This is a genomic window from Microbacterium sp. (genome assembly GCF_052099035.1).
Classification (GTDB): Bacteria; Actinomycetota; Actinomycetes; order Actinomycetales; family Microbacteriaceae; genus Microbacterium.
Window position 1 is genome coordinate 1 of record NZ_JBQDSX010000041.1, and the last position, 26,862, is coordinate 26,862.

The window sequence follows — 26,862 nt, forward strand, 5'->3', positions numbered from 1 at the left end:
TGCCAGGTTCCGGCAGGCCACGAGACGCCGCGGGCACTTCCCCAACGAGCAGGCGGCGATGAAGGTGCTCTACCTGGGGTACGGGCTCAAGCTCCGCGTGTTGCCTGCTCTCGGGCACCTGCCCGTCACGCAGATCACCGCCGGGATCATCGACCGCACCATCGACGCCTGGGAGAAACGGCACGGGGCCTCGACGATCAAGAACTCCATCGCCCCACTCGTGCGGGTCCTCGACGAAGCAGTACGCGACGGGCTCATCCCGATCAACCCCGCGAAGAACCGTGCCAAGCGCAGCCTGAACCGCAACGCCTTCCGCCTTCAGCCCGCGGAGGCTGCTTCCCCACGCGCCCATGCGATCCCCGACATGGCAACGCTGACGAAGCTCACTGAAGCCTGCGGGAAGATTCACCAGTCGTACTCCGACTTCGTCATGCTCGCCGCCCTCCTCGCCGCGCGCTCGTCCGAGGTCTCGGGCCTTCAAGCAGGTGACGTCCGGTTCGACAAGAACATCGTGGTGATCGCGCGGCAGACCTACCCCGGCAAAGGCGGGCTCATCACGAAACAGACCAAGGGCCGCAGAGAGCGCCGCGTCCCGATCCTCGACCCGCTCCGACCGATCCTCGAGCGGCTCGCGGAAGGCAAGGAGCCCGAGGACCGGCTGCTGGTCGGCCCGAAGGGCGGCGCTCTCACGACCGCGACCGTGCGGGACGCGACGAACTGGGACCAGATCGTCAGCGATCTCGGCCTGCCCGACCTCACCCGCCACGGCCTCCGGCACACCGGCGCAACCTGGATGGCCGACGCAGGCATCCCGCTCCACGTCCTCCAGGACATCCTCGGCCACGCCTCCGTCGAGACCACACGCGGATACCTGCACCCCGACGACCGACACCTCGCCTCCGCCGCAGAACAGGCCAACGCCTTCCTCGCCCGCTCAGCCAGGGCCGCCGGTACGCCTCGCGGCAGGACTCCGCGGTCGCTATAGAAGCCGGAGCGCACCCCTGCCTGCGGCTCTGGTCCCCTTTTGGTCCCCTTATCCACAGGTTGGAGCCTGCGACGCCCGAAGCGGCCGTCTGGAGCCCCGCGAGACGCAGCACCTCGTCGGCGAGGGGACCAGAGGGGGACCAACAAAAACCCGTCGCCAGACATGACGAAGCCCCGATGAAAATGGCTTCTCATCGGGGCTTTTCTGTCGGGATGACAGGATTTGAACCTGCGACCCCCTGACCCCCAGTCAGGTGCGCTACCAAGCTGCGCCACATCCCGTTGTTCACTTTTCAGGCTGAACCAGCCGCTACCGCACTTGACCCCCAGTCAGGTGCGCTACCAAGCTGCGCCACAGCCCGCCACCGTGCACTCTCGCGCAGGCAACTCCCCTATCTTAGCCGCAACAGAGTCGCCTCCGCGAACCGAGGCTCTTGCCCATCTCGCGCCTCGGGGCGTAACGTCCTGCGCATGCCGACGATCACCACCGCGCTCGCAAGTCCAGACGTCTGGGACGACATCCAGCACGCCCTCAGTGGTGGCGGAGACGGCCGCAGCTGTCAGTGCGTCTGGCCGGTCCTGACGAACAAGGAGTGGCAGACCACAGACCTCGACCAGCGCACGACGCTGTTCCAGCAGGAAGTGGCGTCCGATCACCCACCCGGCATCGTCGTCTACGTCGACGGCGAAGCGGCGGGCTGGGTCAGAATCGGACCCCGCGTCGCGCAACGACGCCTGGGCCGCACCCGCAACATCGTCGCCACCACGCGCGAATCACTGGACGACGACAGCGTCTGGGCCGTCAGCTGCTTCGTCGTCCGCCGGGAGCATCGCGGGCAAGGCCTGAACGCTGCGCTTCTCGATGCCGCGGTCTCATTCGCCCGTGAATCCGGTGCCCGTGTCATCGAGGGGTACCCGATCGACACCGCCGAGACGAACGTGCGCGTCAACGACCTGTTCCACGGCGCGCTGTCGACCTTCCTCACCGCCGGGTTCACGAAGATCCCCGGCCCGAAGCCCGACCGCCCGCTCGTCAGCCTTGAGCTGAAAGAGTGACGAGTGTTCTGCGAGGTGACGAGCGACCTACGATAGGAGGATGCAGCCAGGGTCTATCGTCGCGGGCACACCGGTGCCCCTGAGAAAGCCTGGCGCACGATGACGGCGCGCACAGTGCCGCGAAGCCTGGACACCCCGGTCCGAGTGGACAGCTGGCTCTGGGCCATCCGCGTTTACAAGACCCGCTCCGCCGCGACCACCGCCTGCCGCGCAGGACATGTACGAGTCAACGGCGACAAAGCGAAGGCCGCGCAGACGGTGAAGCCGGGCGACGAGCTGCGCGTGCGCATCAGCGGCTTCGACCGCATCCTCATCGTCCGTCAGACCCTGACCAAGCGCGTCGGCGCCCCCGTCGCCGCACTCGCCTACGAAGATCGCACGCCGCCGCGAGAGCCAGTGGCTGCGCTGGGTGTGCGCGACCGCGGCGCAGGCCGCCCGACCAAACGCGAGCGCCGGGAGATCGACCGGCTGTGCGGACGCGACTGACGACTCAGAGCCTCTCACGCAGCCGCGGCCACGCGTCGGCGAAACCCGGATGCAGCGGACGCCCGGTCACGTCATCGATCGGCACCCACTCCAGGGCGACGCTCTCGGGGTCGCTGATGACGGGTTCGAACGGAACGACCACATCGGCGACGACCGTCGTGTACGACCAGATATCCAGATCCAGCACGCTCGTGAAGCGCACTTTCACAGCATCCGCAGGAATGCCCGCTTCCTCGGTCGCCTCGCGCAGCGCGCCGTCGATCGGCGACTCGCCCTCGTGCAGCGCGCCACCGGGAAGACCCCACGTGCCGCCGAAGTGACTCCAGCTCACGCGATGCTGCAACAGGATGCCGCGCGCGGCATCCACCGCCAGAAGGCCCGCGGCACCGAACCGGCCCCAGTACCGCTCCCCCGTGTCGGCGACGACCCACGCATCGCCCGGGTCGCGCGGCCCCAGGGGCCTGCGCGGCTCTCCGGGTTCGGGGGGAACGATCGTCATCTCTTCAGCTTTTCACAGCATCTGATGATCGGTGCTGTGAACGACGGCGGGTTACGGTGCCATCTCGTCCCCTCGACCCCGCACAAGACTCTGGGAGAATGGGCGGGTGAAGCTTCTGGTTGCCGCCCTCGAATCCGAACTCGTCGCGTTCCCCGAGCACCTGCCCGGGTTCGAGCGACTCGTCACAGGCCCCGGCAAGCTCAAGGCCACCTATGCTCTCACCCGCGCCCTCGACGCCGGTAACTACGAAGAGATCCTCGTGGTCGGCACGGCGGGCGCCCTCGACGAGACGATCGAGGCCGGCGTCCACGAGATCCATTGGACGTTCCAGCACGACGTCATCGATGAAAAGGGCGTCCGCGGCGCGCATGTGTCGATGCCGCAGCGCATCCAGCTCGGCGAGGGCGACATCTCCATCGCCACCGGCGACAGCTTCATCGACGACGCCGATGCCGTCCAGCTCATCCGCTCGCTCGGCGGCCGCCTGGTCGACATGGAGTCGTACGTCTACGCGTGGGTCGCTGCCCAGTTCGATGTTCCGATCCGCATCTGGAAGGCCGTCTCCGACAACGCCCAGGACGGCGCGAACACCACCTGGGAAGAGGCCGTCACCGCGTGCAGCCACCAGTTGCGCGACCGGATCCGCGCCCAGTACGGAGTCTGACCGAGATCAGAGCCGCACCGTCATCCGCGCGAACGCTCCGTCCGCCGCGCGCAGCTCCGACACTCGCCCGCTCTCGACGATGCGCCCGCGATCGACGACGCCGACCTCGGCATCTGCCGGCAGCAGATCGGTGCGGTGCGTGATCTCGATGATGGTGGGCCGATCGGGCATCATCCCCAGTCGCTCGCGCACCGTTCGCGCCGTCAGCTCATCAAGCTGGCTCAGCGACTCGTCGAGGATCAGCAGCCTGGGCCGCGCCACGAGCGCCCGCGCTAGCGCAACCCGCTGCATCTGTCCGCCGGACAACGCGGTCCCTCGCTCTCCGACGCGCGTGCGCATCCCGTCCGGCAAGGCGTCGCCTTCAAGGGCGACGATCCGAAGCGCGGCCTCGAGGTCGCCGTCATCGGCACACGGCCGCGCCAGGCGCAGGTTGTCGGCGACTGTTCCGGCGAACAGCACAGGGCGCTGATCGACTACGGCGACCGCGCTGCGCAGCACGGGCAGCGGCAGCTCCGGCACGGCGATGCCGTCGAGCATGATGCGTCCGGCTTCCACGTCGTGCGCGCGCAGGAGCAGCGAGGCGATGGTCGACTTGCCGCTTCCGGACACGCCCACGAGGCGATACCACCCTCCGGAAGGAATCCGCAGGCGCACGTCCTCCACAGCCGGCGCGGCCGCGCCCGGGTATGAGAACGAGACGTCCTCCAGTCCGACGCTCAGAGGGTTCTCTCCCTGGAGCGGCCGCCTTCCGGAATCCGGTACCGACGGCGGCGCATCGACGACGCGCCGCACGCGATCGCATGCAGCCAGCGCGGCATCGAGCCCGCTGGCGAAATCGTCGGTACCGGCACCGCCGAGCCAGAGTCCGACGAGAACGACGACCGAGAGCAGGACCGTCCGAGCATCCCCTCCGAAGACGACGACCAGCACCATTGCAGCGCCCCACAGCAGCCGCTCGCAGATCTCGCGCACCGCGAGGACGCCGGCGATGCCCATCCGTGCCCGGCTCACGCGGGCCTCCCGGCGACGGCGGTGGTCGTTGCGCAGCTCCCGCGCTTCGAAGGCGAGCACCTCGCGGATGCCCTGCACATCGTCGGCGACGTGCACCGAGACCTCACCGCGCGCCGCCAGCTCGTCGCGGGAGGCGGCCGAGGTGCGAACCGCCGACAGGAACGGCAGCAGCTGTGCGAGCGCGAGAGGGACGGCGATGAGCAGTGCCGGCAACGCCGCGACCGTCACCGCGAACCAGCCAAGAGCGACCGCCGGTACCACCACGGCCGCGATCACCGGCGGGACGGTGTGCGCGAAGAACACCTCGATCCGGTCGATGTCGTCCGTCGCCCTGGCTGTCAGCTCCGCAGAGGCCTTGCCCGAAGTCGCGGCGGGCGCCTGCGGGATGAGGCGGCGGAACAGCAGCTCGCGCAGCCGCTGGAGCGCGGCGAACGCCACCCAGTGGCCGGAGTACTGCTCGAGGTATCGCAGCGCAGCCTTCAGAAGACTCAGCGCGATGATCGCCAGGGCGAGCGCCCAGAGCGCGATCGTCTCGCCGGATGAAACGCGCACCAGCGCGACGGCCGCGATGAACAGAACCGCGACGTTCAGCAGATCGCCCACGATCCTCGCGACGGTGGCGATGATGAGCGGCCAGAGCAGTGGACGGGTATGACGGACGAGCCAGGCGGCCAGTTCACGACGCGACGGCATCAGCGGGCTCCTTCCGGGGTGAGTTCGATCACACGATCCGCGGAGATGATGGCCGCGGGTCGATGCGCGATCATGAGAACGGTGCGGCCTTCGGCGAGGCCGTCGAGCCGGTCGAGGAAGGCTGCTTCACCGGCGAGATCGACCTGCGAAGTGGGCTCGTCCAGCACCAGGATCGGAGCGTTTCGGATGAACGCCCTGGCGATCGCGAGGCGCTGGCTCTGACCGCCCGAAACCGCGAGCCCGTGCTCGCCGACGAGCGTTTCGAGCCCGGCGGCCATCGCGCGCACCTCGGTGTCGAGACCGGCGAAGCCGAGCGCCTCCCACATGCCGCGCTCATCGATGTGCGCTTCCGCCAGACGCAGGTTGTCGGCGATGGTCCCGTGGAACAGATGGGTGCGCTGCTCTACGACGGCGATCGAACGGCGGATCAGTGCCGCCGAGGACTCCGAGGTCCGCAGGCCCGCGACCTGCACGGTTCCGGATGCCGGCGACAGCTGCGCCTGGATGAGTGCTGACACCGTGGACTTGCCGATCCCGCTCGGACCGACCAGCGCCACGCGCTCCCCCTCCTCCACAGCGAAGGAGAGGTTGCGCACCACCGGATTATCGGGCACCCATCCCGCCTCAACGTCGCGCAGGACGATCGGGGCGACATCCGCCGCGATCGCCGTTCCGCCCGAAGCGGCCGTATGCTCGGGCGACCGTTCGGGCGTGCGTGCGAGATGCGCGCCGATCGCGCGCTGCGCGGCGCGGCCCCCGATGCCGATGTAGAAGAACTGTCCCACGAGATCGACCGGCCGGATCACGAGCAGCGTGCACAGCACGACTGCGAGCCCCTGCCCGACCGTGAGCGCCGTGTCGTGGACGTGGGCAACAGACATCAGCACGGCGATGAGGACGATGCCGAGCGAGACCGCGGCATCCATCACCAGGATGATGATCTGGTTGGCTGCGAGCACACGCATCAGGCCCCGGCGGTGACGCTCGCCCTGCGCTGCCAGCTCCGCTTCGGCGCGTTGTGCGGCGCCCGCTGCGACAAGGGTGCCGAGACCCTGGACGTTCTGCAGGAACTGGGCGGCCAGCCGCCCGCGCTGGCGTCTGTTCTCCGCCCCGGAGGTCTTCGATGCCCGCTGTGCGATCCCGATGAGTGCAGGCACCAGCAGCACGAGCACGAGCAGCACCACGGCGATGAGCGGATCGAGGAAGATCCCGATGATGCCCACCACCAGGAAGGGCGTCGTGAAGGCTCCCAGCGTCGGACCGAGGAACGCGGCACGGTAACGAGCCGTGCGCTCCACCGCGCCCGTGGCCAGCGACAGCAGCTCGCCGGATGGCGGCGCCGCGCGGACGCCGCCGTCGAAGAGCCCATCCAGGATCCCGGCCCGCAGCATCCGCTCGGCACGATCCTGAGCGTGCGCGGTCAGGATCGGGATGCTGCCTGACAGCACCGCGACCGGTACGACGGCCGCAGCTATGACGATGACCGCTGGCCGGACGTCCTCCCCTGCTGCGAGCGCGTCCACAGCTGCGCCCACGACGATGAACACCGCGGCGAGCGCGAGGGTCTGCAACCAGGCGAGGACGACGGAGAGCGCCGTCGTGTGCCGGGGAACCGACGCGCGGATCAGCGGATGCAGCGAACCGCTCACTCGGCGAGTTCCGGGTGCAGCCACGCCAGCACCGCGGCGCTCCCCGATACGACCTCACGTCCGGCGAGGCCATAGACGTCACGTCCCAGGAACACCTCCACACGCCCTTCCTGCACTGCCGGCAGCGCCGCAACTGCTGGATTGCCCAGAACGGCGTCGAACGACGACTCGCCCTTTCCTGTGACATCGACCAGCATGATCGCATCCGGGTTCGCGGCGACGAGCTGTTCGGGCTGAATCGGCATGGTCTGAGTGATCCCGATCTGCTCGGCGACGTTGCTGCCGCCACCGTTCGCGACCAGCTCCGCGACGAGGGATGATCCCGCGTTGATGAACGGCACCTGCGCCTGGTTGCTGAGGATCGCGACGGTCGGCACGGAATCTGCCTGCGCCGATCGGGCGCGGATGCCGGCCAGCCCGTCCTCGATCTCAGCTGCGACCGCTTTCGCCTCCTCTGTGGCGCCGATGGTCTGGCCGATGAGATCGAGATTTTCGATCACGGCATCCGACGAGGACCATCCGTTCGTCAGGGTGAGCACGGGAACGCCCGTCGCGCTGAGCACATCCGAGGCATCCTGCTCACCGGTATGGCGGGCGGTGACCACGATGAGATCGGGGTCCCACGCGAGCACCTGCTCGGGTTCGGGACTGTTCTCGCCGGCGATCACGTTCTCGACGGCGGCCATCTCGTCCGCGTACGGGTTCAGCGCGGAGTTCGCGGCACCGGAGGGGATGGCGATGATGCGATCTGCGGCACCGAGTTCATGCAGGGCGATCGCCGCATCGGACGACAGCGCGACGATACGCTGCGGCTCTTCGTCGATCACGAGTGGACCATCGACACCCGGAACCTGCAGCGTCACGGGGAACGCCGTGGTGCCGGGGTCCGTATCCTCCGGTGCGGCAGGACCCGCGGAGCAAGCACCGAGGGTCAGCGCGAGCGCCGCGGTGACGGAGAGGACGGAGAGCGAACGGAGGTGTTTCATGGGTGCCTTCCTATGGCATCGGAGGTGTTCTCGTTCACCGGCGTGCGGATCCCGAGCGGGTGGATGTGCGGATAGCCGAACTCATCGGAGCGAACCTGGGCGTAGATGCGGTACACCTCGGCGAGGAATTCAGCGGTGAAGATCTCATGAGGCGTTCCCAGCGCGCGGACCCCGCCGTCGTGGACGACGGCGATCCGGTCGCACCGTCGTGACGCCTCGTTCAGGTCGTGCAGCACGATGCCGATTCCGATCCCCGCGTCCGCCTGGGATCGCAGTACGTCGAACACGCGCAGCTGGTGGCGCACGTCCAGGGCCGAGGTCGGCTCGTCGAGCAGCAGATAGCTCGCCCGCTGGGCGAGGGCACGCGCGATCTGAACGAGCTGTCGCTCCCCTCCGGAGAGAGCTGCCACCGGACGATCCGCGAGTGCGGAGGCACCGGCGGATTCGAGCGCCGCTTCGACGGCGAGGCTATCGGCGCCCGTCACCGGCGCGAACCTGTGCCGGCGCGCGTAGCGTCCGAGCAGAACCAGGTCGCGCACCGAGAGGTCATGCGCGGCGGCCGAGTCCTGCGCCACCATCGCGATACGCTCGGCGCGTTCGCGCGGACGCATGCCCTTCAGCGGGCGACCGTCGACGTGCACATCGCCGCGGGAAGGCGCGATGAGACCTGCGATCGCGCGGAGCAATGTGCTCTTGCCCGCGCCGTTCGGACCGATGATCCCGAGGAGCTCTCCGGGGTGCAGCTCGAGCGTCGCGTCGCGGAGGATCGGCAAATCCCCCAGTGCCACCTCGAGACGGTCGACGCGCAGCGTCATGACGACCGCCGTGAGTGTCTGGTTCGCAGGACGAGCGCGAAGAACAGAGGCGATCCTACGAGCGCCGTCACGATGCCGGTCTGCCAGGATGTGCCCGCCGGTGACAGACGTGCGATGGTGTCGGCGACGAGGAGGAACAGAGCGCCGAGGAGCGCGGCCCCTGGCAGCAGCAGCCGATGGTCGCTGCCGATGAGCATGCGCACGATGTGCGGCGCGACGAGTCCGACGAACCCGATCACCCCGGTGACCGCGACGATGCTCCCGACCAGCACTGATGTCAGCACGAGGATCACCATCCGGACCCGGGAGACGTCGACGCCCATGGACCGGGCCGTCTCGTCACCCAGCAGGAGAGCGTTGAGTTCGCGCGACAGCGCGAGTAGCAGCAGAACCGCGACGGCGACCGGAATCACGACGAGCGCGACATCCTGCCAGTTCGCAGCAGTCAGATCTCCCTGCAGCCAGAACATCGCCCCGCGGACGGTCTGGGAGTCCTCGGCGTTGGCGACGATGGCGCCGGTGAGTGCTCCGCAGAACGCGTTCAGCGCGATGCCCAGGAGCAGGACCGTCGTGATCCCGCGTTCACGGGAGAGCATCGCCACGGCCTGGATGACCAGAAGCACTGCCATGGCTCCGGCGAAGGCCGCGGTCGGCAGCGTCCACGGGCCGAGCACCGAGACGCCCAGCACGAGCACGACCACGGCGCCGACCGCTGCCCCACTTGCGACGCCGGTGACTCCTGGATCGGCCAGCGGATTGCGGAAGTACGCCTGCATCGCCGCGCCCGCCACCGCCAGCCCCGCGCCCGCAAGCAGCGCCAGCACCGCGCGCGGCAGACGCACCTCCGTCACCACCAGCGCGTTCGGAACTGCGGAGCTGCGGCCGAGCGCGGCATCTCGCAGCGCCAGCATCGTGTCGGTGGGGGCGATCGCGACGGGGCCGACGCCGAGCGCAAGCACGAAGGCGACAGCCAGCGTCGCACCCAGCACCACCAAGAGGCCGAGCCGCCGTCTGCGCCGCGGTGCGACTGGTGCCGTACGCGCCGATACGGCGATGGCGGATGACGGGGGCACGGGAGATCCTCACTGCGCGATCGGGGGTGACCCCACCGTATCGATAATGAGAATCGTTCTCAACTCGAGGGAATGCGCGTCTCATTCCTCCGCCCGACCGTCGCTCAGATCAGGACAGCGAGAACTCCTCCGCCGCACCGGCGCGCAGACGCTCCGCCGCCAGCTCTTCCGCAGCCGCGAGCGGTGTGATGCCGCGCTCCTCGGCGTCGGCGAGGATGCGACGCACTGTGTCGCCGATCTGCGCGACGCGATCCATGATCTCGGTCCGCGTGCCCACCTGCTTCGCCTCCTGGTCCAGGTAGATCACACCGCCGGCGTTGACGACGAAGTCCGGCGCGTACAGGATGCCGCGGGCGGCCAGGCGCTCGGCGCCGCTGTGCGATGCGAGCGGGTTGTTGGCCGGACCGCAGACCGCCGCGGTGTCCAGCGCGTCGATCACTTCATCGGTCAGCAGTCCCCCGATGCCAGCGGGGACGAACACGTCCGCGGGCAGCAGATGCTCGGTCCCGGGCCCGACCCAGGTCGCACCGAGCTCACCGGCGAGTTGCCGTCGAGCGGGATTCACGTCGGTCACGGTCAGCACGGCGCCTTCGTCCGCCAGGCGCACGGCGAGACGCCCACCGACCTGTCCGAGGCCGGAGATCGTGATCCGGCGGCCGGCGACATCCGCACTCCCGGTCGTGCGCTCCAGAACGGCACGCAGGGATTCGTAGACGCCCAGGCTCGTGGGACCGGCCGGCTCGCCGGACCCGCCGGCAGCATCCGGAAGCCCCACCACGTGCGCGGTGCGCTCGGCGACGACGGCCATGTCGTCCATGGTCGAACCGACGTCCTCCGCCGTGCGGTACAGACCCCCGAACGACTCGACCGCATCGCCGAGGTCGAGGAAGGCATCCCGGCGACGTTCGGCATCGAGAACCGTACCCTCGTCGAGCCCGATGACGGACTTTCCGCCGCCGGCGTCCAAACCTGCGGTCGCGTTCTTCAGCGTCATCGCGGCTGACAGCCGCAGAGCATCACCCAGCGCGTCACTCCAGTGCGGGTACGTCCAGAGCCTGGCGCCTCCCAGCGCGGAGCCGAGAACGGACGAGTGCAGAGCGACGGCGATGAGCAGTCCGCTCCGACGTCCCGTGATCACCTCCACGCGTTCGTGCGTGAACTCGGGCAGGGGCATCGTGTGCGTCATCGCATCCTCTTTCGGCAGGCCTTGTGGGCATGGCTGTGGGTGCCGTGTTGTCGCGGCATCCACCACCATTGCACCACCGGGCCCGCCTTTCGGCAAGGACCTGCCGGTCTCAGCGCTGGCGCTTCTCCCGCACCCGCATGTTGATCACGATCGGCGTGCCCTCGAACTCGTACACCTCGCGCAGGCGGCGCTGGATGAACCGCCGGTAGCCGGGGTCGAGGAAACCGGTCGTGAACAGCACGAACGTCGGCGGACGCGTCGACGCCTGCGTGCCGAACAGGATGCGCGGCTGCTTGCCGCCCCGCAGCGGATGCGGATTCTCGGCGACGAGCTCCGAGATGAAGGCGTTGAACTTGCCGGTGGGGATACGGCGATCCCAGTTCTCCAGCGCCGTCTCCAGAGCCGGGACGAGCTTGTCGAAGTGGCGGCCGGTCTTGGCCGAGATGTTCACCCGGGGCGCCCACGCCACATGCGCGAGGTCTTGCTCGATCTCACGCTCGAGGTAACGACGACGATCGGCGTTCTCGAGATCGATGTCGTTCAGGCGGTCCCACTTGTTGAACGCGAGCACGAGCGCACGACCCGACTCGAGCACCAGGTCGATGATCCGAACGTCCTGCTCGCTGATCGTCTCCGAGACGTCGAGGACGACGACGGCGACTTCGGCCTTCTCCAGTGCCGCAGACGTGCGCAACGATGCATAGAAATCGGCCCCCTGCTGCAGATGCACCCGGCGCCGGATCCCGGCCGTGTCGACCAGGCGCCACAGCTTCCCGCCCAGCTCGACGATCTCATCGACCGGGTCGCGCGTGGTACCGGCGAGATCGTTGACGACGACGCGCGCCTCACCTGCGGCCTTGTTCAGCAGTGAAGACTTGCCGACGTTCGGGCGGCCCAGGATCGCGACGCGGCGCGGGCCGCCCACCTCGTACTTCGCGACAGCCGAGACGCTCGGGAGCTTCTCGAGCACGGCATCGAGGAGATCCGCGACCCCGCGACCGTGCACGGCGGAGGTCGGGTACGGCTCACCGAGACCGAGATTCCAGAGCGCCGCGGCCTCGGGCTCCTGGCGGGTGTCATCGATCTTGTTGGCGACGAGGAACACCGGCTTGCCGCTCTTGCGCAGCAGCTTCACGACGTGCTCGTCCGTGGAAGTGGCCCCCACCATGGCATCGACGACGAACAGCACGATGTCGGCCAGATCGATGGCGACCTCGGCCTGCGCGGCGACCGAACGATCGATGCCCTTGGCATCCGGCTCCCAGCCGCCGGTGTCGACGAGTGAGAACCGCCGGTCGTTCCACTCGGCCTTGTAGGTGACGCGGTCGCGAGTGACACCTGGGGTGTCCTCCACGACGGCCTCGCGGCGGCCCAGGATGCGGTTCACGAGTGCGGACTTGCCCACGTTCGGTCGTCCGACGATGGCCACGACCGGCAGGGCGGGCAGGAACTCGACTCCGCCCTCGCCCACCGCGAGCCCGGCCAGCAGGGCTGCGTCTTCCTCATCGAGGTCGTATTCTGCCAGTCCCGCGCGCAGAGCCTCGGCGCGCTTCTCGGCGAGCTGCTCATCGAGCTCGTCCATCTTCTCGGCGAGGTGGTCAGTGCCGCCTTCGTACTCGGCGCCATCTTCGTAGCTGTCTTCAGCGGCCATGTTCCGCTCCTTGCTTTCGGTCGATCACCGCGAGTACGGCGTCGATGGTCTGGGGAAAATCGAGGTGGGTGCTGTCGACGACTTCGACGCCCTCTGCGGCGTTGAGGAAGTCGACGACTGCGCTGTCCGAGGCGTCACGCCTGTGCAGCGCCTCCGCCACGGCTGCCGCATTCTCACCGGCGAGTTCGCCGGCACGGCGGGCGGCCCGCACCTCGGGGGCTGCGGTGAGCAGGATGCGCACCGCGGCGTCGGGGGCGACGACGGTAGTGATGTCGCGTCCTTCGACGACGACGGCCGGATGCGGGGCGTTCGCCACCAGCGACCGGAAGAAGATGTTCACCTGCTCGCGCACGGAAGGAACCCGTGCGACACCGCTGACGGCGCTCGAAACGCGCGGTTCGCGGATCGCCGTGGTGACGTCGGCGTCTCCGACAGCCACCGTGCGATCATCCGGGTCGAGCCCGAGTCGAAGATCGAAATCGGATGCCGCGGCGATGACAGCCTCGGGATCATTCGTATCGGCGCCACTCTCGAGCATCGACCAGGCGAGCGCGCGGTAAGCGGCACCGGTGTCGAGCAGGCCGTAGCCGCGCTGTCGTGCGATGGCCTTGGCGACGCTGGACTTCCCGGAACCCGCCGGGCCGTCGATCGCGATAAAACTACTCATTGGTCGCACCCGCAATCCGCCATCCGCGTTCCCGCAGTCCTTCCACAGCGCCCAGCAGCGCAGCCGGTGCCACGCTGATCTCGGCAAGGCCGAACTGTGCGCCCGGCGAATGCTCCAGGCGCAGGTCCTCGACGTTCACACCCAGCTCGCCCAGTTCTCCGAAGAGTCTTCCGAGCTGGCCGGAGGTATCGTCGACCATCACGACGAGCTGTTCGAACCGGCGGTTCTGGCCGTGCTTTCCCGGCAGACGCTCGACACCGTCGTTGCCCTGGCGAATCGTCTCGGCGACGACCCGGCGCGCGCCTGGAGCCGTCGGAGCTCGCAGGGCATCCGAAACCGTCTTCAGGTCGGCGGCGAGCTCGTCAAGCACCTCGACGACAGGTTCGGCGTTTGCTCCGAGGATCTGCACCCACAGTTCAGGAGCGGATGCCGCGATGCGCGTCGTATCGCGCACACCCTGTCCCGCGAGCCGCAGCGCGTCCTCATCAGCACCCGCCAAGCGCGCGGCGAGAAGACTCGCGACCACTTGCGGCACGTGCGAGGTGAGCGCGACCGAACGGTCATGCTCCTCGGGTGTCATCTCCAGCGGCATCGCCCCGACATCCAGCGCGAGGTCCTCGACCAGAGCGAGGTCTGCTGCCCGGGTCTCCTCGTCGCGACAGACGACCCACGGGCGTCCGATGAACAGATCGGCCCGTGCCGAGATCGCTCCCCCGCGCTCACGGCCGGCGAGCGGATGCGAGCCGATGTAGCGGGTAGTGTCGACGCTGCGCTCGACGAGCGCCCGGTACGGTTCGAGCTTCACGCTCGCGACGTCCGTAACGACGGCATCCGGAAAACGTGCGAGTTCAGCCTCGATGACGTCGGCGGTGACATCCGGCGGCACGGACACGACGACAAGCCGTGGGGCGTCGTCTTCGCGTGCTGCGCGTCCTGCGCCGTAATCGATTGCCAGCCGCAGCTGCGCCGGCGACGTGTCGGCGAGAACGACGTCGATGCCCTTCGCGCTCAGCGCGTGGCCGATGCTCGCACCGAGCAACCCTGCACCGACGATGCGGACCGTCCCCGAAAGCCGCGGCGCGTTGCCGTGACCATGGGTTCTGGCGGTTTCGCTCACTCGGTCTCCTGGGCATCTCCCGGCGCAGCGTCCGCAGGGGCATCGTGGCGCGCGAGAGTCAACAGCGCACCACGTTCGATTTTACTCAGTTCCCGGGTCTTTCCCGCCGGGAGGGTTCCCAGGTGGAGCGGACCGAACTGACGACGCACGAGTTCGGTGACCGGATGCCCCACCGCGGCGAGCATCCGACGCACGATCCGGTTGCGACCGGAGTGCAGGGTGAGCTCGACCAGGCTGGACGGACTCGCGCCATTCGAAGCATCCAGCAGTCGCGCCTTGTCCGCCTTGATGAAGCCGTCCTCGAGCTCGAACCCGCGGGTGAGCTTGGCGATCGTCTGCGCGGCGACGGTTCCCTCGACCTTGGCGATGTAGACCTTGGTGACTCCGAAGGACGGGTGAGCGAGCACGTGCGCGAGCGCACCGTCGTTGGTGAGGATGAGCAGGCCGCTGGTCTCGGCATCCAATCGCCCGACGTTGTAGAGACGCTCCTCGTAGTCCTCGGTATAGCGACGCAGATCCGGTCGTCCGTTCTCGTCCTTCATCGTGCTGACGACACCTGTGGGCTTGTTGAGCATGACATATCGCTTGGATACGTCGAGCTGGATCGCCGTGCCATCGACATCGACGAGATCGGTCTCGGGGTCGATACGGCGGCCGAGTTCTTCGACGACGATGCCGTTGACGCGGATACGTCCCTCGACGATGTACTGCTCGACGACCCGGCGCGATGCGACCCCTGCCGCGGCGAGCACTTTCTGGAGCCGTACGCCCTCGGGCGCAGCCGCTGCCTCGATTGCTGAGTCGTTCGGGGTGTCATTCATCTGATTGTTCCTTCGTCGAATCCGTCGGCGCCGTCATCGAGCAGCGGCGAGATCGGCGGCAGCTCGTCGAGCGAGTTGATGCCGAGGTTCTGCAGCAGTGCGTCCGTGGTGCCGTAGTTGATGGCGCCGGTCTCCGAATCGGCGAACAGTTCCGTGATGAGTCCACGGGCGAGCAGCGTGCGCACGACCGAGTCGACGTTCACCGCACGGATGGATGCCACCTGGCTGCGCGTGACCGGCTGCTTGTATGCGATGACAGCAAGGGTCTCAAGCGCCGCCTGCGACAGCCGCGCGGGGGCCTGCCCGCCGACGAATTCGGCGACAAGGCCATCGTGATCGTCACGCACGTACAGTCGCCAGCCATCACCGACCTCACGCAGCTCGAACCCGCGCCGGGGACCCGCACCGTTGCCGTCGTAGTCGTCGACGAGGCGCTCGATCGCCTGCCTGACGGCGGGCACGGGGGCACCGACCGCCGCAGCGAGTGCGACGAGTCCGAGCGGCTCATCGATGATGAGCAGAATCGCCTCGATCTTCTCGGTAAGCGGGGTCTCCATCACGGAGCCCGTCGACGTGTCATCAGTCAGAGAAGTCTCATCGGTCATAGTCGGCTCCCAGGGTCGCAAGAGTCTCATCCGACCAGGAGTCGGCTGCCCAGCGCAGCGTCAGCTCGCCGAGCGGTTCCAGTTGTTCGAAGGACAGCGCCGCGTGGCGGTACAGCTCGAGCACCGAGATGAACCGTGCCACGACGATTCCCGGTTCGGTAGTGCCGGCGACGAGTTCGCGAAACGTGAGCGATTCGGCGTTCCGCAGCAGCGTGACGACGATCGCCGCCTGTTCACGGATGCTGACGAGCGGCGCATGCAGGTGATCGAGGCCGACGTTGGGGAGTTCCTTCGGCGCGAACGCGAGCAGTGCGAGGGCAGCGAAATCATCGACACTGAGGGTCCAGACCAGATCGGGGGTCTGCCGGCGGTGCTTCTCGTCGAGGCGGACGGCGCGGGTATGGCGTCGGTCCTCACGCTGCAGGCACCGCGAGAACCAGGCGGAGACCTCTTTGAACGCGCGGTACTGCAGCAGCCGGGCGAACAGCAGGTCGCGGGCTTCGAGCAGAGCCACGGAGTCAGCGTCGACGAGTTCGCCCTGAGGGAGAAGGCCTGCGACCTTCATATCGAGCAGCGTCGCCGCTACCACCAGGAACTCGGATGCCTGGTCGAGCTCCTCATCGTCCTCGAGCTCCTTCAGGTATGAGATGAACTCGTTCGTCACGGCGCTGAGCGAGACCTCGGTGATGTCCATCTCATGCTTGGAGATGAGGTTCAGCAGCAGGTCGAACGGGCCGTCGAAGTTCGTCAGCGAGACGCGGAACCCTTCGGCCCCTGAGCCTGTCGAAGGGTCAGGGACTGCTTCGGCAATCTCTTCGTCAGGCGACGGCGCCACGGGCGACCAGCTCCCGGGCCAGTCGCAGGTACGCCTGGGCGGCGGCATGCTCCGGCGCGAACTCGGTGATGGGAACCCCCGACACCGATGCATCGGGGAACTTCACGGTGCGGCCGATCACGGTTTCGAGCACGTCATCGCCGAAGGCCTCGACGACTCGCTCGAGCACTTCGCGCGAGTGCAGGGTGCGCGCGTCGTACATCGTGGCGAGGAGTCCGTCGAGCGTGATGGCGGGGTTCAGCCGGTCGCGCACCTTCTCGATCGTCTCGATGAGCAGCGCGACGCCGCGCAGGGCGAAGAACTCGCACTCCAGCGGAATGAGCACGCCGTGGCTGGCGGTGAGCGCGTTGACGGTCAGCAGCCCGAGCGAGGGCTGGCAGTCGATGAGGATGACGTCGTACTCCCCTGCCACCTGGCGGAGAACGCGGGCGAGGATGGTCTCGCGGGCGACCTCGTTGACGAGGTGCACTTCTGCTGCCGACAGGTCGATGTTCGCGGGAAGGACATCGAGCCCTGGGGTCGCCGACTTCACGATCACTTCGTGCGCGTCGCGCTTGGTGTCCAGCAGCAGGTCGTAGATGGTGGGCACATCGTGGGTCGGGATGCCCAGACCGGCAGAGAGCGCGCCCTGCGGGTCGAAGTCGACGGCGAGCACCTTGCGGCCGTACTCGGCAAGGGACGCAGCGAGATTGATCGACGTGGTCGTCTTGCCGACGCCGCCCTTCTGATTGCACAGCGCGATGATGCGTGCGGGGCCGTGCGAGTCGAGCGGGGCGGGAATCGCGAACCCATGGTACGGGCGCCCGGTGGGCCCCATGAGGGTGTCGTCGACCTGGGACTTCTTGCCCTTGGTCTTCGTCGCGTTCTGAACCACCGAATCTCCTGCTTCTCTCATGCTTGCTCGATTCTAGCTATTCGCCCGCGAATCCGCCTGTTCTCGGCCCGGCGATCCCCCATACCCCTCACCGCGCGCGTCACCGCGCGCGCGGATGAGACGTCGCGTAGATGTCGCGCAGCGTATCGACCGAGACGTGCGTGTAGATCTGGGTGGTGGCTACTGAGGCGTGGCCGAGCAGCTCCTGCACCACCCGTACATCCGCGCCTCCCTGCAGCAGATGGGTGGCGAAGGAGTGTCTCAGGGTGTGCGGGGAGACCTCCGCCGTGATCTGTGCGCGTTCCGCGGCCGCGCGGATCACCAGCCATGCACTCTGGCGCGACAGCGGGGCGCCCCGTGCGCCGAGGAACAGGCGCGCGGATGCTTTGCCTTTCGCCGCGAGGGCTGGTCGCACCCGTGTGAGGTAGGCATCGACGGCATCCCGTGCGAATGACCCGATCGGAACGATGCGCTCCTTGGAGCCTTTCCCGTACAGGCGCAGCACATCGCCGTGCGCGAGATCATCGACGTCGAGACCAACCGCCTCGGACACGCGTGCACCTGTCGCGTAGAGCAGCTCGAGCAGTGCACGATCGCGGATGCCGAGCGGCTCCTCCGAAGAAGGTGCGGCGAGCAGCTGCTCGACCTGATCGATCGTCAGTGCTTTCGGCAGTCGCTGCGGCATCTTGGGCGGTCGCAGCCGTCCCGTGGGGTCCTCGACTTCAATGCCCTCCCGCACGAGGAACCGGTGCAGTCCGCGTACGGATGACTGCAGCCGAGCAAGACTCGTCGCGGCGGGGACGGGCACCATCGCTGACCGATCAGCGATGAACCGACTGATGATCGCGCCGGTCACCGCGGTCGTGTCATCGATCCCGGCATCCGTCAGCCACTCCAGATAGACCGCGAGATCTCGGCGATAGGCACCGACCGTGTGTTCGGACAGTCCGCGCTCGATCGTCGTATGCCGCAGATAGGCGTCGATCGCACGGTCCAGACGCATGGCTACTGCCGCAGGCTCCGCTCGGCTGCCAGAACGCCGATGCTCAGGATGCCGTTGTGCAGGCGTCCGTCAAGGACGGCGTCGACGGCATCCGACAGCGGAACCCACTCGACGCGGATGTCTGCTTCTTCGTCCTCACGCGCAAAAGCGACCGGTGCCGCCTCAATGCCTGTGGCGAGATAGATGCGGATCATTTCGCTGTTGCCGCCCGGCGTCGTCCACGTCGAGGTCAGCAATCGCCACTCGCGAGCGGTGATGTCGGCCTCCTCAGCGAGCTCGCGCTGCGCGGCGGTCAGCGGATCCTCCCCGGCGATATCGAGGAGACCGGCGGGCAGCTCCCAGTCCCGATGACGGATCGGATGCCGGTATTGCTGGATCAGCAGCACGCGACCCTGATCGTCGAGGGCGAGAACGGCGACCGCACCGGTGTGCGCGACGTACTCGCGCGTGATCTCCCCATCGCCGTAGGCGACGCGGTCGGAGCGAACGTTCCACACCCACCCCTTGTAGACGACGTCGCTCTGGATGACTTCCGGTTCGAACGGCTCGTCCCGCAGAACCTCACTCATCGTCGGAGACGTCGAACAGCTCACTGGAACGGTGCCGCTCGATCGCTGCACCGATGAGTCCACGGAACAGCGGGTGCGGGTCCGTCGGACGTGAACGCAGCTCGGGGTGCGCCTGGGTGGCGATGTAGTACGGGTGCACGTCGCGGGGCAGCTCGACGAACTCGACGAGATCGAGTTCGGGGTTCAGTCCCGAGAACACGAGTCCCGCCTCGGCCAGACGCGGACGGTAAGCGTTGTTGACCTCGTAGCGGTGACGGTGGCGCTCCGAGATCTCGGTGGTGCCGTAGACCTCGGCTGCTAGCGATCCCTCCGCGAGGGCTGCCTGGTAGAGACCGAGGCGCATGGTGCCGCCGAGGTCACCGCCATCGAGGATGTCGACCTGCTCGGCCATCGTTGCGATGACGGGCTCGGCGGTGTCGGGGTCGAACTCGCTCGAGGAAGCACCGGTGATACCCGCCATGTTGCGGCCGTACTCGATCACCATGCACTGCAGTCCGAGGCACAGTCCGAGCGTGGGGATGCCCTGCTCGCGGGCGAACTTCAGTGCGCCCAGCTTGCCTTCGATTCCGCGGATGCCGAACCCGCCGGGGACGCAGATTCCATCGAGATCGCCGAGGGCCTTGGCAGCGCCCTCGGGCGTCTCGCACGAGTCGGACGGGATCCACCGGATGATGACATGTGCCTCGTGGGCGAAGCCGCCGGCGCGGAGCGCCTCGGTCACCGACAGGTAAGCGTCCGGCAGGTCGATGTACTTGCCGACCAGGCCGATCGTGACCTCGTGCTTCGGGTTGTGGACCGCCTGCAGCACCTTCTGCCAACGCGACCAGTCGACCTCGGGCGCAGCCTTCACGTCGAGGCCGAGCCTGCGCACGATGTAGGAGTCCAGCCCCTGATCGTTCAGCGTCGAGGGAATGTCGTAGATGCTCGGCAGATCGACGGTGTTGATCACGCCTTCGGCGTCGACGTCGCACATCAGGGCGATCTTCGCGCGGTTGGATTCGCTGACGGGGCGGTCGCTGCGCAGCACCAGCGCGTCCGGCTGGATGCCGACCTGGCGCAGCGCTGCCACCGAGTGCTGGGTGGGCTTGGTCTTCTGCTCGCCGGATGCGCCCATGAACGGCACGAGTGAGACGTGCACGAAGAAGACGCTGTCGCGGCCGAGCTCATGACGCAGCTGGCGTGCGGACTCGAGGAACGGCTGAGATTCGATGTCGCCGACCGTGCCGCCGACCTCGGTGATGATGACGTCGGGACGGGGCTCTTCCGTGGCCTGCAGGCGCATGCGACGTTTGATCTCGTCGGTGATGTGCGGGATGACCTGCACGGTGTCGCCGAGGTACTCGCCGCGTCGCTCCTTGGCGATCACCTGCGAGTAGATCTGCCCGGTGGTGACGTTCGCCGCCTGAGACAGATTGATGTCGAGGAATCGCTCGTAGTGTCCGATGTCGAGATCGGTCTCCGCACCGTCGTCGGTGACGAACACCTCACCGTGCTGGAACGGGTTCATGGTGCCCGGATCCACGTTCAGATACGGGTCGAGCTTCTGCATGACCACGCGCAATCCGCGGGCAGTCAGCAGGTTGCCGAGGCTGGCTGCTGTCAGGCCCTTGCCCAACGAAGAAACGACACCACCAGTCACAAAGATGTGTTTGGTCGTGTCGTTTTCGGGCCCCGCTTCAGAAGAGTTCATCACGGGCTTCGATCCTAACAGTTGGTGGGACCGCGAGGCTGAGAAGTTCGCGGGCATGGGTGAGGGCAGCATCCGAATCTGCGAGTCCGGAAAGCAGGCGCGCCATTTCCGCCTCGCGGTCGTTTCCCGAAAGGCGCCGGACATTCGACGCGGTGACAGCGCCGTCGTTGGACTTCACGACAGAGAGATGATTCGACGCGAACGCGGCGACCTGAGCCAGGTGCGTCACGGCAATCACCTGCGACGACTCCGCGAGCCGGGCGAGTCGCCGGCCCACTTCGATCGCCGCGGCGCCGCCGATGCCGGCATCCACTTCGTCGAAGACGAACGTCGGGACCGGATCGGTACCTGCGATGACGACCTCGATCGCGAGCATGACGCGCGAGAGCTCACCGCCCGATGCGCTCTTGGCGACAGAGCGAGGCTCGGCGCCGGGATGCGGGGCGAGCAGGATCGCGACATCGTCACGGCCGTGGGTACTCGCGGTTCCGTCGCGAACGGCGACTTCGAGGCGCGCATCCGGCATCGCGAGTGCGTGCAGTTCTGCCGTGACAGCAGCCCCCAGTCGCTCTGCTGCCTCGGCGCGCACTGCGGTCAGGGCGGATGCTGCCTCATCGAGCTCGGCACGCGCCGCATCGCGCTCGGCCTGTAGTCGTTCGATCCGGTCGCCGTCGTCATCGAGCTCGGCCAGGCGTGTGGGCGCAGAGCGCCACAGCGCCAGAGTCTCATCCAGCGATCCGTGCGCGCGGATCAGCGTCGTCAGCGCCGCACGACGCTCTTCGACCGCGGCGAGCTCGTGCGGTCCGCTCTCGTCGAGGTCGGCGAGATACGCCGACAGCCGCACCGACAGATCCTCGAGACGGTACCCGACATCGGCGATGCCCTCCGCGATCTCGACGAGCTCGGGATCTGTGAGCCGATCGAGTTGGCGACGGGCCTCAGCGACGAGCACGGACGCGTCGGGCTCGCCCTCTTCGCTGGAGATCGCGTTGCGCGCCAGGGATGCCGCGAGCCGAAGCTCCTCTGCATTGGCGAGACGCTCTGCACGCTCGGCGAGGACGATGTCCTCGCCGTCTTCCGGAGCGGTCGCCTCGATCAGTGCCAGCGCTTCGCGCAGCTGCCCGGCTTCTTCAGCCCGACGGTCGCGATTCTCAGCGAGATCAGTGATCTCGGCGTCGAGTTCGCGCCAGCGCGTGAATGCCGCTGTGTAGGACTCCAGCGCCCGCGCGACCGGCGCACCACCGAAACGGTCCAACGCATCGCGCTGCGCGGCAGCCGAACGCAACCGCAGCTGCTCGGACTGCCCATGCACGACGACGAGCTCGTCGGCCAATGCCGACAGCACACCGGCCGGGGCTGCACGCCCTCCGACACTCGCCCGGCTGCGCCCTTCGGCGCTGAGCGTGCGGGAGACGTACAGCTCGCCCTGCGCCGCATCGGAGTCGGCTGAGCCGAACCCCTCGATCTCTCCCCCGGCATCCGTGACGATGTCGGCGATGGGACCGCGGGTGGGCACGATCCAGACGCCGGCGACGGATGCCTGGCTCGCGCCTGCGCGCACAGCGCCGGAGTCCGCGCGCTGGCCGAGCAGAAGCCCGAGTCCGGTGACGACCATGGTCTTGCCGGCTCCCGTCTCACCGGTGATCGCTGTGAAGCCGGGACCGAGGGGCAGCACCGCGTCGTCGATGACGCCGAGGCCCTGCATCCGCATCTCCTCGATCACGCCGGCGCTCCCCCGGAGGCTCCGCGCCAGCCGGCGACCGGCAGCTGGAACTTGCGCACCAGGCGATCGGTGAACGCGGTCGGGTGCAGCCGCGCCAGGCGCACGGGGCGCGACGAGCGTCGGACGATGACCCTGGCACCGGGTGGCAGTTCGTGCGAGCGGCGACCGTCGCACCAGAGGATGCCGGTGCCCGAAGTGCGCTCGAGCATTTCGATAGCCACTGAGGCATCGGGGCTGACCACGAGCGGACGCGCGAAGAGCGCATGTGCGGAAAGCGGGATCACGGCAATCGCCTCGACGCTCGGCCAGATGACTGGCCCTCCGGCAGAGAAGTTGTAGGCCGTCGATCCGGTCGGGGTGGAGATCACCATGCCGTCGCACCCGTAGCTGGAGAGCGGGCGGCCGTCGATCTCGACGACGACCTCGATCATGCGCTCGCGGCTCGCCTTCTCGACTGTCGCCTCATTCAGCGCCCAGGTCTCGAAGACGACTGCGCCCGTAGCATCCTTGACCCGCACGGCGAGGGCGAGACGCTCCTCGACGATGTAGTCGCGGGCGATGACGCGTTCCACGGCATCGTCCATGGCATCGCGTTCAATTTCGGCGAGGAAGCCGACGTGGCCCATGTTGATTCCGAGTACCGGCGCACTGTTCACACCGCGGACGAGCTCGGCCGCGCGCAGGATCGTGCCGTCTCCGCCGAGAACGATTCCCAACTCCAGATCTTCGACGTCGACGTCATCGCCGAGAGCGTCGACCTCGGAGAATTCCTGATCGACGGCTGACAGGTCGGCGCGATCGTCGATGGAGAGCACTGGACGTGCGCCGGCGCTGCGCAGCAGGTCGATGACGCGGCGCGCTGCAGCGACGGTGTCGTCCCGGCCGGCATGGGCGACGACCAGAATGTTGCGCTCGTTCATCGTCCTCCTACCAGCTCGTTGATGCGTCCTGTCCATTCTGTCGGATTGCTCCCGCGCCCGGGCGCCATGTGGACGAGGAATTCTGCGTTTCCGTGCGTGCCGAGGATCGGCGACGCGGTGATGCCCAGCATTCCGAGCCCGGCATCCCAGCCGTTCCAGACGACACGGCTGACGGCGTCTGCGCGCGTCGCCGGATCGGTGACGAGTCCGCCTCTGACCGCTGTGCGGCCGACTTCGAACTGCGGTTTTACGAGCAGCACGATATCGGCATCGGATGCCGCGACCGCAGCGACCGCGGGCAGGACGAGTTCCAGGGAGATGAACGACAGATCACCGACGATGAGATCGGGCGCCTCGGTTTCGCCAGTCGCTTCCGTCAGAGTCTCGCGCGTCATGTATCGGACGTTGAATCCTTCGACGCCGACGACGCCCGGATCATCCGCGATGGATGCCGCGAGCTGATCGTGCCCGACATCGACAGCGAGCACCTTTCGTGCGCCCCGTTCACGCAGCACCTGTGTGAACCCGCCGGTGGATGCTCCCATATCGAGGGCGAGTCGTCCGTCGACCGGGACGGCGAAGGCGTCGAGGGCGGCCGTGAGTTTATGGGCGCCTCGGCTGACGTAGTGGTCGGTCACCGCGACTGTGATCTCGGCGGAGTCGTCCACCGCCGTCGAGGCTTTGACGATCGGCCGGCCGTTGACGCTTACCAGCCCTGCCGCGATCAAGGTCGCTGCGTGCGTGCGTGAGCGCGCCAATCCTCGGGAGGCGAGGGCGGCATCCAGACGGGTCATCGATCTCCTGACGGGGTCTTCTCCCGGGAGTCGAGCTTCGCGCCGCTCTCAAGCCGGCGGAAGAGGTCATCGTGGACCGCTGTGTACGCCTCGGCGCGGGCGGCCAGAGGCTGTCCCTCGATCAGGCGCAGGCGGCTCCACAGGCCGTCCGTCGGCTGTGCGTCAGTGTCATCGCTCACGGTTTCCACTGTACGGCCCACCGCGGACAGTCGAGGGAGGGCGCACTCAGGGACGCACGGCTCACGGACGGTGGAACGGGTCCTCGAAAAGCTTCTCCGGAACGTTCAGCACGAAGACCGGTGTTCCCGATTCCCAGATCGCCGTCGCCCCGGCACGGACCAGATCGATCTGGCGGGTGCCTTCGGAGAGGATCTCCACCTCACCGCCGACGACGCGGACGGATGCGCCGTTGACGACCACAGCGCCGTCTTTGCGCTTGGTCGTGGGATACGGCTCATGGAGCTCTCGCAGATCACTGACGATATACGTCGGTCGTGACCCTTCCGGGGCTGCGAGCACGTGCTTGGGCCGGTCGATTCCGGTGAGAACGAGGACGGAGTCGATGCCCACTCGCGCTGCGCCCATGATGTCGGTATCGAGCCGGTCTCCGATGAACAGGGTCTTGGTCGCGCCGAAGCGTGCGATCGCCTCTTCGAAGATGGGCGTCTCGGGCTTGCCAGCAACGGTGGCCAGACGTCCTATAGCCGTGTGCACGGCGGAGACGAGCGTGCCGTTGCCGGGCGCGACCCCGCGCTCGCGCGGGATCGTCCAATCGGTGTTGGTGGCGATCCAGGGGATGCCGCCTTCATCCTCCGGAACCTTCAGTGCGAAGGCGGCTTCTGCCAGATCTGTCCATGCAATATCGGGCGAGAAGCCCTGGACGACGGCATCCGGAGAGTCATCGGCGCTGCGCGTGACCCGGTAGCCGGCCTTCTCGGCTTCGACGACGAGTCCCTCTCCCCCGATGATCAGGAGCGTCGCCGGTGCGGCGACCATCGTCGCAAGCAGGCGCATCGCAGCTTGTGGACTGGTCACGACCTCATCGCTGGCGACGGACAGGCCGAGTTCGGTGAGATGCTGCGCGACCGATGCATCCGTACGGGATGCGTTGTTGGTGATGTATCCGACGCGGCGGCCTTCCGCTGCGCGGTTGAGGCTCTCGATAGCATGCGGCAGCGCGCCGGCGCCGGCGTAGACAACGCCATCGAGGTCAGCGAGGAGAACGTCGACGCCCTCCAACGGAGTAGCGCGCGACTTGGAGAAGAGCGCCACTCAGGACTCCTTTGCCGAGCCGTCTTCGACCGTGCCGTCTTCGATCAGGCCGTCCTCGACCAGGCCGTCCTCGACGAAGATCTCGTCTTCGTCGTCGCCGCCCATACCAAGTGCGTTGGATGCAACTTCGGCCCGCTCGGCCCAGAATGCTGCCTCATCGTCGCGGCCGAGATCCTCGAGCACCGCCGCGTGGGCGCTGAAGAGCGCGGGACTCCACTCGAACGCACGGTCAGGATCGAGTTCCGGAATCTGCAGTTCGCCGAGCGCGAGCTCGGTTTCGCCCAGGTCCAGGCGTGCGCCCGACATGGCGATCGCCAATGCAACGCGAACGGGTGTCGAAAGTGCGCTCCGGTCCACGGCACGGCCGGTCTCGAGTGCACGATCGGGGCGACCCACGCCGCGTTCGCTGTCGACCATGAGCGCGATCTGGTCGTCCTTGCCGGAGATACGTCGGTAGGTGCGGAACTCCCGCAGAGCAAGGGCGAAGTCGCCGGTCGCATAAGCGGTGATACCGAGAGACTCGCGCACGAGCGCGATACGGCCTGCGCGACGGGATGCCGCCAGCGCATGCTGATGCGCGAGCGCGGGGTCTTCATCGATCAAGCGGGCAGCCATCGCAAGATGACGAGCCACTTCTTCGGCGTTCTCCTTGCTCAGCGTCTTCAACTCGTTGCGAGCGGGGCCGGCCAGGTCCCTGCCGGTGACGTCTTCGGGGATCTCCGGGTCATTGTGGCGGGGACGATCATCCGACTGTCGGTCAGGACGTTCACGACCTGCGCCACCGCGCTGCGGGAAGCCGCGTCCGCCGCTCGTACCGCGCGTGTCGGTACGACGATCATCGCGTCGCGGAGCACCGTCACGCTTCTGGTAGCCGCCTTCACGGCGGTCACCATCACGTCGCGGAGCTGCGCCATCGCGTCGCTGGTACCCGCCTTCACGACGGTCACCGTCACGACGAGGAGCTGCACCATCGCGGCGGGGAGCGCCAGAACGGCCGGTCGGAGCTGAGCGATCAGTGCGTGGCCGCTGAGCGCGGTCGTTGCGGCGATCGTTGGAGTCGTCATCGCGTCGCGGACGACGTTCTTCCTCGTTCGGCATGTTCTGATTCTCTCAACTCTTCTGTTAACGCAAAATGGCCACCCAGTATTGGGTGGCCATTTTGTCTAAAAGGAGTTCGGCGGTGTCCTACTCTCCCACAGGGTCCCCCCTGCAGTACCAT

The 26,862-nt window shown here is 67.6% G+C and carries 27 protein-coding genes, 1 tRNA gene and 1 pseudogene; 4 read left to right on the forward strand and 25 right to left on the reverse strand.

The window, feature by feature from the left end:
• Positions 1-985: tyrosine-type recombinase/integrase (locus ACTIAO_RS12300; RefSeq protein WP_441906514.1), on the forward strand; the 985-nt coding region annotated here is incomplete at its 5' end.
• Between the two features lie 207 nt (positions 986-1,192).
• On the opposite strand, the gene ACTIAO_RS12305 is transcribed toward ACTIAO_RS12300, so the two are convergent.
• Positions 1,193-1,266: transfer RNA gene (locus ACTIAO_RS12305), tRNA-Pro, on the reverse strand.
• A gap of 189 nt (positions 1,267-1,455) precedes the next feature.
• Between ACTIAO_RS12305 and ACTIAO_RS12310 the strand changes: the two genes are divergently transcribed.
• Positions 1,456-2,040: a GNAT family N-acetyltransferase gene (locus tag ACTIAO_RS12310; RefSeq protein ID WP_441906515.1), complete on the forward strand. Its 585-nt coding sequence runs from the start codon at positions 1,456-1,458 to the stop codon at positions 2,038-2,040.
• 99 nt (positions 2,041-2,139) lie between these two features.
• Positions 2,140-2,526: an RNA-binding S4 domain-containing protein gene (locus ACTIAO_RS12315; protein ID WP_441906516.1), complete on the forward strand. Its 387-nt coding sequence runs from the start codon at positions 2,140-2,142 to the stop codon at positions 2,524-2,526.
• 7 nt (positions 2,527-2,533) lie between these two features.
• On the opposite strand, the pseudogene ACTIAO_RS12320 reads toward ACTIAO_RS12315, so the two are convergent.
• Positions 2,534-3,025, reverse strand: a pseudogene (locus tag ACTIAO_RS12320) (NUDIX domain-containing protein); the annotation flags it as partial.
• Between the two features lie 106 nt (positions 3,026-3,131).
• Here ACTIAO_RS12320 and ACTIAO_RS12325 point away from each other — a divergent pair.
• Positions 3,132-3,689 (forward strand): phosphorylase family protein, encoded by a 558-nt coding sequence (locus ACTIAO_RS12325; protein ID WP_441906517.1) that lies wholly within the window; start codon positions 3,132-3,134, stop codon positions 3,687-3,689.
• Positions 3,690-3,695: 6 nt separating this feature from the next.
• On the opposite strand, the gene ACTIAO_RS12330 is transcribed toward ACTIAO_RS12325, so the two are convergent.
• The 23 genes from ACTIAO_RS12330 to ACTIAO_RS12440 form a co-directional block, all read right to left on the reverse strand.
• A complete protein-coding gene (locus tag ACTIAO_RS12330; protein WP_441906518.1) occupies positions 3,696-5,393 on the reverse strand; it encodes an ABC transporter ATP-binding protein in 1,698 nt (565 codons plus the stop codon).
• Positions 5,393-7,066 carry an ATP-binding cassette domain-containing protein gene (locus ACTIAO_RS12335; protein ID WP_441906519.1) on the reverse strand — a complete coding sequence of 558 codons (1,674 nt, stop codon included), beginning with the start codon at positions 7,064-7,066 and terminating at the stop codon, positions 5,393-5,395. Before ACTIAO_RS12335 ends, ACTIAO_RS12330 begins: the two co-directional genes overlap by 1 nt.
• On the reverse strand, positions 7,039-8,028 hold the full coding sequence (locus ACTIAO_RS12340) for an ABC transporter substrate-binding protein (protein ID WP_441906520.1): 990 nt from the start codon (positions 8,026-8,028) through the stop codon (positions 7,039-7,041). Before ACTIAO_RS12340 ends, ACTIAO_RS12335 begins: the two co-directional genes overlap by 28 nt.
• Entirely contained in the window at positions 8,025-8,843 is an 819-nt protein-coding gene (locus ACTIAO_RS12345; protein WP_441906521.1) for an ABC transporter ATP-binding protein, read from the reverse strand. The genes ACTIAO_RS12340 and ACTIAO_RS12345 overlap by 4 nt, the downstream gene beginning before the upstream one ends.
• Positions 8,840-9,916 (reverse strand): FecCD family ABC transporter permease, encoded by a 1,077-nt coding sequence (locus ACTIAO_RS12350; RefSeq protein ID WP_441906522.1) that lies wholly within the window; start codon positions 9,914-9,916, stop codon positions 8,840-8,842. The genes ACTIAO_RS12345 and ACTIAO_RS12350 overlap by 4 nt, the downstream gene beginning before the upstream one ends.
• A 109-nt stretch (positions 9,917-10,025) precedes the next feature.
• A complete protein-coding gene (locus tag ACTIAO_RS12355; protein WP_441906523.1) occupies positions 10,026-11,102 on the reverse strand; it encodes a Glu/Leu/Phe/Val dehydrogenase dimerization domain-containing protein in 1,077 nt (358 codons plus the stop codon).
• Between the two features lie 109 nt (positions 11,103-11,211).
• A complete protein-coding gene (der, locus tag ACTIAO_RS12360) occupies positions 11,212-12,753 on the reverse strand; it encodes a ribosome biogenesis GTPase Der (protein WP_441906524.1) in 1,542 nt (513 codons plus the stop codon).
• Positions 12,743-13,420: a (d)CMP kinase gene (gene cmk / locus ACTIAO_RS12365; RefSeq protein WP_441906525.1), complete on the reverse strand. Its 678-nt coding sequence runs from the start codon at positions 13,418-13,420 to the stop codon at positions 12,743-12,745. The genes der and cmk overlap by 11 nt, the downstream gene beginning before the upstream one ends.
• A complete protein-coding gene (locus ACTIAO_RS12370; protein ID WP_441906526.1) occupies positions 13,413-14,537 on the reverse strand; it encodes a prephenate dehydrogenase in 1,125 nt (374 codons plus the stop codon). The genes cmk and ACTIAO_RS12370 overlap by 8 nt, the downstream gene beginning before the upstream one ends.
• On the reverse strand, positions 14,534-15,358 hold the full coding sequence (locus tag ACTIAO_RS12375) for a pseudouridine synthase (RefSeq protein ID WP_441906527.1): 825 nt from the start codon (positions 15,356-15,358) through the stop codon (positions 14,534-14,536). Before ACTIAO_RS12375 ends, ACTIAO_RS12370 begins: the two co-directional genes overlap by 4 nt.
• Positions 15,355-15,963, reverse strand: a complete 609-nt coding sequence (gene scpB / locus ACTIAO_RS12380) for an SMC-Scp complex subunit ScpB (RefSeq protein ID WP_441906528.1) — start codon at positions 15,961-15,963, stop codon at positions 15,355-15,357. Before scpB ends, ACTIAO_RS12375 begins: the two co-directional genes overlap by 4 nt.
• Entirely contained in the window at positions 15,953-16,798 is an 846-nt protein-coding gene (locus ACTIAO_RS12385) for a segregation and condensation protein A (RefSeq protein WP_441906529.1), read from the reverse strand. Before ACTIAO_RS12385 ends, scpB begins: the two co-directional genes overlap by 11 nt.
• Positions 16,782-17,615: a ParA family protein gene (locus ACTIAO_RS12390; RefSeq protein WP_441906540.1), complete on the reverse strand. Its 834-nt coding sequence runs from the start codon at positions 17,613-17,615 to the stop codon at positions 16,782-16,784. The genes ACTIAO_RS12385 and ACTIAO_RS12390 overlap by 17 nt, the downstream gene beginning before the upstream one ends.
• A gap of 157 nt (positions 17,616-17,772) precedes the next feature.
• Positions 17,773-18,675: a site-specific tyrosine recombinase XerD gene (xerD, locus tag ACTIAO_RS12395; RefSeq protein ID WP_441906530.1), complete on the reverse strand. Its 903-nt coding sequence runs from the start codon at positions 18,673-18,675 to the stop codon at positions 17,773-17,775.
• Positions 18,676-18,677: 2 nt separating this feature from the next.
• A complete protein-coding gene (locus tag ACTIAO_RS12400) occupies positions 18,678-19,244 on the reverse strand; it encodes an NUDIX domain-containing protein (protein WP_441906531.1) in 567 nt (188 codons plus the stop codon).
• Positions 19,237-20,934, reverse strand: a complete 1,698-nt coding sequence (locus tag ACTIAO_RS12405; RefSeq protein WP_441906532.1) for a CTP synthase — start codon at positions 20,932-20,934, stop codon at positions 19,237-19,239. Before ACTIAO_RS12405 ends, ACTIAO_RS12400 begins: the two co-directional genes overlap by 8 nt.
• Complete coding sequence (gene recN / locus ACTIAO_RS12410) at positions 20,921-22,657, reverse strand: DNA repair protein RecN (protein WP_441906533.1); 1,737 nt, start codon at positions 22,655-22,657, stop codon at positions 20,921-20,923. Before recN ends, ACTIAO_RS12405 begins: the two co-directional genes overlap by 14 nt.
• Complete coding sequence (locus ACTIAO_RS12415; protein WP_441906534.1) at positions 22,654-23,577, reverse strand: NAD kinase; 924 nt, start codon at positions 23,575-23,577, stop codon at positions 22,654-22,656. Before ACTIAO_RS12415 ends, recN begins: the two co-directional genes overlap by 4 nt.
• Positions 23,574-24,371 (reverse strand): TlyA family RNA methyltransferase, encoded by a 798-nt coding sequence (locus ACTIAO_RS12420; protein WP_441906535.1) that lies wholly within the window; start codon positions 24,369-24,371, stop codon positions 23,574-23,576. Before ACTIAO_RS12420 ends, ACTIAO_RS12415 begins: the two co-directional genes overlap by 4 nt.
• Positions 24,368-24,550 (reverse strand): hypothetical protein, encoded by a 183-nt coding sequence (locus ACTIAO_RS12425; RefSeq protein ID WP_441906536.1) that lies wholly within the window; start codon positions 24,548-24,550, stop codon positions 24,368-24,370. The genes ACTIAO_RS12420 and ACTIAO_RS12425 overlap by 4 nt, the downstream gene beginning before the upstream one ends.
• A 61-nt stretch (positions 24,551-24,611) precedes the next feature.
• A complete protein-coding gene (locus tag ACTIAO_RS12430) occupies positions 24,612-25,643 on the reverse strand; it encodes an HAD-IIA family hydrolase (protein WP_441906537.1) in 1,032 nt (343 codons plus the stop codon).
• The gene (locus tag ACTIAO_RS12435; protein WP_441906538.1) at positions 25,644-26,276 is read right to left on the reverse strand and encodes a hypothetical protein; all 633 of its coding nucleotides are present in this window, start codon (positions 26,274-26,276) and stop codon (positions 25,644-25,646) included.
• A 29-nt stretch (positions 26,277-26,305) separates the two neighbouring features.
• A complete protein-coding gene (locus ACTIAO_RS12440) occupies positions 26,306-26,707 on the reverse strand; it encodes a hypothetical protein (RefSeq protein ID WP_441906539.1) in 402 nt (133 codons plus the stop codon).
• Between the last annotated feature and the right edge of the window lie 155 nt (positions 26,708-26,862).